Origin of the sequence: Microcoleus sp. BR0-C5 (assembly GCF_036705045.1) — a bacterium.
In the GTDB taxonomy this organism is placed as follows: domain Bacteria; phylum Cyanobacteriota; class Cyanobacteriia; order Cyanobacteriales; family Microcoleaceae; genus Microcoleus.
In genome coordinates, this window is record NZ_JAUBTR010000148.1 from 1 (window position 1) to 5660 (window position 5660).

The 5660-nt window shown below is 45.2% G+C and carries 4 protein-coding genes; 1 reads left to right on the forward strand and 3 read right to left on the reverse strand.

Annotated elements, in window-relative coordinates:
* Positions 1 to 41 precede the first annotated feature (41 nt).
* Positions 42 to 1565 carry a type IV secretion system DNA-binding domain-containing protein gene (locus QUB08_RS31225; RefSeq protein WP_333230098.1) on the reverse strand — a complete coding sequence of 508 codons (1524 nt, stop codon included), beginning with the start codon at positions 1563 to 1565 and terminating at the stop codon, positions 42 to 44.
* Between the two features lie 83 nt (positions 1566 to 1648).
* On the opposite strand from QUB08_RS31225, the gene QUB08_RS31230 reads away from it, so the two are divergent.
* Positions 1649 to 2713 carry a DUF5895 domain-containing protein gene (locus QUB08_RS31230; protein ID WP_333230100.1) on the forward strand — a complete coding sequence of 355 codons (1065 nt, stop codon included), beginning with the start codon at positions 1649 to 1651 and terminating at the stop codon, positions 2711 to 2713.
* Positions 2714 to 2716: 3 nt separating this feature from the next.
* Here the strand turns inward: QUB08_RS31230 and QUB08_RS31235 are convergent, their stop codons facing one another.
* Positions 2717 to 3352 carry a hypothetical protein gene (locus QUB08_RS31235; protein WP_333230102.1) on the reverse strand — a complete coding sequence of 212 codons (636 nt, stop codon included), beginning with the start codon at positions 3350 to 3352 and terminating at the stop codon, positions 2717 to 2719.
* Between the two features lie 498 nt (positions 3353 to 3850).
* The gene (locus tag QUB08_RS31240; RefSeq protein ID WP_333230104.1) at positions 3851 to 5479 is read right to left on the reverse strand and encodes a hypothetical protein; all 1629 of its coding nucleotides are present in this window, start codon (positions 5477 to 5479) and stop codon (positions 3851 to 3853) included.
* Positions 5480 to 5660: the final 181 nt, after the last annotated feature.

A 5660-nucleotide genomic window follows, 5' to 3' on the forward strand; every position in this document is an offset into this window, starting at 1 on the left:
TAGGCACAGATATTTTTCCTACAGTGAAGGTATGAAAATCCTTAGTCATCAAAGCCAGAACTGCGGAATGTGGGTTGCAACTGTTCGCTCCAGTTGACAGAACGGCTCGTTTGCTGCCCCGTCGAACTGCCGGTCGATCGATTTTTTACCAGCACTTCCACTTCCCCGTACCGCTTGGAATATTTTTCCGCTGTGTCAAAGTCACCGGGGTTGAACAAGACGTGAGTTGACAGAGCACTGGCGATCGCCGCCCCTTTTTTATCCCCATAGAGATTATAGAGTTGATTGAGGGATTGAATGCCAACAATCGGCACGCCGCCAGCAGAACGATATTCGTTAGCCCACTGATCCATTCTGTCAAACTTGAGAGACGGAAACTCGTCTAAGCAGTACAAAAATGGGTCAGAACGTACCCGACTCAAATTAGACACCACACATAAATGAATAGCAGCAGCTAACAGCGGCCCCACTACAGTGCGTCTTTGGTCATCTAATTTAAAAATAATGCACTTTTTGCCTTCTAAAGCAATCGGAATGGTGCTGCGACCAATAAATGCCCGCAGCAAATCTTTTTGAATGAAACTGGAGTAGGTTGCCTCTGCGGTTGCCTTAATGCCCGCCACTGTTTTTTCAGCATCTTTTGAACTTAATAACTGCGAAAAACTAGAGGCAATCCACCTGTCCATTTTGAGGGGATGACCGTCGGGTCGGTGAACGGCGTGGTCGATGCGCTTGACCAAATCAGGCAGTTGAATAATTGCGTACACAAAAGCTAAATCCGGGTAAGGACTGCTTTTTGCCAACTGCACTAAACCCTTCGCCATCAACTCGCCTGCTTTCTCAAAAAACTCATTGCCTTTACTCTCCCCCGGACTAGCATTTCGAGCAATAACTTGTCCAATTTCTGCTGCCATTACTGCATCTTGTGCATCTCTCATAAAATCCAGAGGATTGATAGTGCCGCTGTAAGCTTCCCCTGGCGCAAACACTTGCACATCGTAGCCATAGCGCACTGCAAGGGGTGCAAGCACTTTCATCTGGTCTCCTTTTTTGTCGTAAATAATGGCAGGAAAACCTTGCTGGAATGCACTTTCAACCATCCGGTCAATGACGCTGAATGTTTTGCCAGAACCCGGAGCACCAATGACTAAAGTTCCGCGTTCTGCGTGGGGAAACCAAACCGTCGGATTTGCACCTAATAGCGTTTGCAATCGAGCACTCAATCCCTGACAACCTTTAAACCAATAAGTCGGCGTACCGCTCCACAAAGTAACGGGCTGCCGTTTTTTTTCTTTCATTTGCTTGAGGGCAGAGCCTGTGGCTGCCAATTTTTCTGCCGTCCCGCACAGCCGCCCGGAGGTAATTTTACCCTTCCCATTTCCCACTAATTTGGAAGCAATAAGTAAGCCTGCCATTAGCCCTAACATTGCCAGTCCCTCTGGCTTCATAAACTGACCCAACAACCCGCCAAAATCGATGCTAGTTAACGAACGTTTAGGAGGTTGAACTGCCATTGGTATCAAGGTAGCTTTGTTAATTTTAGGCAAAAATTGCAAATTGTTCATTTTTTTTAGATATAAAAAAAACTAAATGTTTCCGATAGCGGCTATCGCCTCAAGGGGGAGACCATGACAAAAATAGGTAAACAATGGTAAGAAGCAATAACGCGAAATCTCCCAGTAAGACAGTACAGAATTCTAGTGGAAACTCCAACACGCAAAAGAACAAGAGTGCTGATTATTACGAGATAGATCCGGAGCTATTCAACAGTGATTACAACCAAACTCGCAAGCCCTCTTTGCCCTATGGAATCGTGATTAACGATAACCCAGCAGGTATTTTGCTCCCGAACGACCAGCTTGTCAAAGCGGAATGGCACGTAATGCCTAATGTTGAGGAATTGACAACGGTCGAACTAAGCGAAGAAGTGACAGGCTTACTTCTCCAAAAAGCGAGAATGTTGGTATTAGCTTTTGTGCCTGAGTACATCCGCTACAAAGATATTGAAAAAAATGGAGAATTAGCAGGTACTTTTATTGGGCTTTACGACGAATATCGCGATTCCCTCGATAAAAAGACGCAGGAAGTGTGTTCCGAACACGCTCTCATCTTTCTAAATCCCAAAAACCAACCCCTGCATCAAGTACCGATTGTCGTCCGCTTCAAGAATGTAGCCCTCTGGAGCTTTAAGAGCGCTAGAGAAGAATTTTACCGCAATTTGGAACGGGCATTTGCTGATTGCTTTGGGAGAGATTACAGCGGTAAAAATGACAAGTGGCGCTCTTTGGGAGTGTTGAATGTCGAGTTTAGAGCTATCAAAGAAGGGGAAGGCAAAAATAAATCGTTTTGCTGCAAAACTCACAGCATTACTCAGCCAATTGATGCTAATTTTCACAAGCTATTTCTCGGTCAAAAACCACAAAAGAAATTGATTTGGGGACTGCACAATAGCATTGCTGGTTTCATAGACGCTAGCGAGGCCGGGTTGCCAGCTATAGCTGCTGGTGTCGAACCTGAAGTCCAGGCGTTGCCAGAAAGCGTAACTAACCGCAAAAATCGAGGTAAATTGTCACCCCCTCGCAAAATTGCACAAGTTGAAGGAGGAACAGACTCAGAATTAGAGGAATTAGATGAATTTTCCGAGGCTGCTGAGGTTGAAGTTGAGGTTGATTCAGCAGAAGATTTTGACTTCGATGAACCCGCAGACTACTAAACACTAACTACTGAAAAGCTGGCTTTCAGCAAGTTGATAGGTAAGGCCGTCGTAGCAAAATTGAAGCTGGCGGCGGCCTTCTTTGGCAAGCTGATTCACTCCTAGACAAGGCAAACCCTCGTGTGAGGAACTGTCAGCCTTAAACAAAGGAGTTTTCGGCGGTTTATGGGGGTCGAGATAAGCTGCAAATACTTCTGTTGGCATTTGACTTGAATCATTAGGAATTAAGTAGCCAACATAAAGGCAGCCTTTTGTACCGCACAGAGCGGAATTATTGAGATCATAAAGGTTCAGCCGTCCTACCGAGCCATTAACTTGCCACACTCGCATTCTCTTAATCGCTTCCGCCGCTGCACTTTGCCCAGCCGCTACTTTGAGTTCTGGAAGGCTGCTGTGTTCCTTTACAATTAGGGTTAAAGTTTCTTTTGGAGTGACTCGCAAAGCTTGTTGCCAAGAAGCTGGTGCGGTTGTTGCTGAACTAGAATTCGTGCAAGCAACTGTCCCCAATAATAGCGACAGGGCGGTAAAAACTGTCAAACCAATGCGAAACCAGTAACCAAGTTGATTTAACCAAACCGGGGGGTTGACAATCTTTTGGGTGCCTGCTGTTTGTTGCTTAACTCTATTTTGTTTAACCATTTGTTACTCCCATCATACAAAATAAAAGAAAAAACAGGACACTAAAGCAGAAGAAAAAGATAATACGAGAGAGAGTGTTTTGTTGAAGTAAGCTGTTGTATCTCTAAATCTTACAGTCAATTTTTATGACAGACTTCGGGAAAGACAAAACGACTCTACAATTTATATCCTGAACAGCTTAGAAGTCACATCCAATCCGCTGACATCGAAATTATTATCTCTCTCTTCTCTTTCTCTGTGTCCTCTGTGCTCTCTGTGGTTTAATCATTTCGATACAACCGAAATTGATATTAATGCCATAAAATCAATGGCTTCAGCAATTAAAAACGTCTTGGTTGTAGAGAAGGTTGTTAAGCTAATCCGCATTTAAATTGCAGAGTAAAATAAATCTTTACTCTTGTGGGGTGGGCAGGAGAACCCGCACTTAACATACAATTTAAATGCACAACAGCTTATAGTTGTTAATAACTTGCTTTTCCACCTCCTCTTTCCCCTGGTTCAATGGGAGAGCGCAGCCGTGCCAAGAGTAACTGCTACCCCCAAACCGATTAGTATCAAAAAGATTTGCTGCTTTCGCTTGTGAAAAAGTCGAATTAAAAACCACATTCCCACCAAAAAAGAGCTAATGAACAGCGCCACCTTAATACTCCAACTAGCATTTAAAGTAATGCCGGAGCCGACCGAGTTGCTGATACCATTGCTGTCACCAGAATTAGCTTGGCAATTGTCGCTGGTATTGTGGTTATAAAGCTCTCGAACTTTTTCTCCGTACTGTTTGAGAGAGTAGCCACCTAAAATGTTGGAATAGCTGGCATCAATTTTACTGCCAGAACCCCCAAAGTGTTTCTGTGCTACTCGCTCAATTAAGCGATCGCCCCTGAACATTTGCCCAGTTTTAGGGTCAATTTCCTGTTGGCTGCTGACTAAGCTCTCAGCTAGAGAATTTTGCAAGACTTTATCCTGAACAGCAGGAGGAAAATATTGGAAGAGTTCCTCTCTTGTAGGTTTTTGGCCTTTGTTGACGTTCAGGATAAAGTTAGCCCCCCCTGGAATTGAGCTGACAGCACGCTGCACGTCTTCCCGGTAACTCATCAACTGATAGCGACCGATCGCCCGCCCGCAGTTGCGAGCTCCTTCGGTACAAACCATCTCGCCAATGGCTTCGTAGTCGGCACTGGCTGCATTTTCCAAATTGGCGATTCCTTCGGAAAGCTTCGCTAACGCCTCTCCTAATAAAGCCACATCCACACCGTTAACGTAAGTCGCTGGGCGCGCGCACTCTCGCTTGGATTCAGGTAGAGGCTGAGTTGGTAAAGTGTTTTCTTTAGTTTGATTTGAACTCAGCGGCTTTGAAGGTTTTGTTTCAGAGGCGACGCCTTTTGAACGCGAAATACTGTTAGAAGAACCGCCTTCCAATCGACCGACAAACATAGGCGAATTAACGCTGTAACTGAGAAACGGAACCGGACCAATAATGTAAGGCGATTTGCCGCAAGGCAAACTAAACCTGAAGTACAGAGCCGTGTCAACAGTATCGCTGGTTTCTGACGGTTCCATTACCACTACTTTAAACACTTCCCCAAAAGGATGCCGGCCCGTCGGTTCCCAACCGCTCAAACAGCCAGAACCGCCTCGCACTTCCTGGTATTTGCCGCTAATCCACTGCTTGCCTTCTAGCGGCCCTGTGGCGCGGCGACCGGCGTTTTCCATGTCGTCGAGTTCGATATAAGCGCAATCTTTCTCGCACGCTACCGCAAATCCTTCTACATCAGAACCGGAAATTGTGTTATTGCGCTTGCTCTCGTACCGACTGTAGATCGTGTCAATTCGCATGACTGCGCTGCCAATGGACGCAATAGGAACCGGAAAGCTTGAAAGCGGGACTTGACTCAGCAGCGGAATATTGCTGATGAGTTCCTCTGACCAGCCAGAGAACTGTTCTAAATTTACGCTATTAAGGTTGGGGATTTGGGCGAGCGCAAACTCAGATAGGTCAATTTGGTTAAGTTTTGCCTGCGCTAGTTGCGGTACTTGTTTTATAGCTTGACCAATTGGTAATTGGCTGATGTTAGGGTTCACTCCGGCTATTTGAGAAGATAAAGAAGCAATTGGAGGAACATTGCTCAATTGAAATTAGCCCAGATTCGGGACAATTTCAGCCAAGTGACCGACAGTTTGCTTACCAGCTAAGGGAAATGTTGACAAGCTGATATTCTCTAAATTGATATCCCCTAGAGAGCCAGTCCAGTAGAAGTAGTTGACAAACCAATATAATTATGCTGTCGTCTCTATTGGGTTCATAAGTAGC

What these genes read in the sequence shown, in the direction of transcription:
- QUB08_RS31225 (WP_333230098.1), bottom strand. Translation starts at nt 1,565, where the DNA reads ATGAACAATTTGCAATTTTTGCCTAAAATTAACAAAGCTACCTTGATA.
- QUB08_RS31230 (WP_333230100.1), top strand. Translation starts at nt 1,649, where the DNA reads ATGGTAAGAAGCAATAACGCGAAATCTCCCAGTAAGACAGTACAGAAT.
- QUB08_RS31235 (WP_333230102.1), bottom strand. Translation starts at nt 3,352, where the DNA reads ATGGTTAAACAAAATAGAGTTAAGCAACAAACAGCAGGCACCCAAAAG.